Consider the following 248-nt stretch of genomic DNA (forward strand, 5'->3'; position numbering starts at 1 on the left):
AGCCGGCGAGGACACCGTACCTACCCTCACTGAGGATCAAGCTCGCGCCATCTGGGAGCGTCAGCAGTCAAAGGATGGTGAAAGCGCTGATCCTGAGACCCCTGGAAACGAGACTGACACTGAAGGCGCAGCCGACGCCGAGGGTACTGACTCCGAGAGCTCCAACAAAGAAGGTATCCCTGCTCCAGCTACGAAGAAGGACGCCGAGGGCAACGAGTGGTACCAGAGCCTGAAGGATCCGAAGGTTT

1 protein-coding gene is annotated in these 248 nt (G+C 58.9%); it reads left to right on the forward strand.

The annotated features are described in order from the left end of the window. On the forward strand, nucleotides 1-248 hold a 248-nt coding region (locus tag ABS784_RS17215), incomplete at both ends, for a hypothetical protein (RefSeq protein ID WP_352513423.1).

This window comes from Geobacillus sp. G4 (genome assembly GCF_040327975.1).
Lineage (GTDB): Bacteria > Bacillota > Bacilli > Bacillales > Anoxybacillaceae > Geobacillus > Geobacillus thermoleovorans.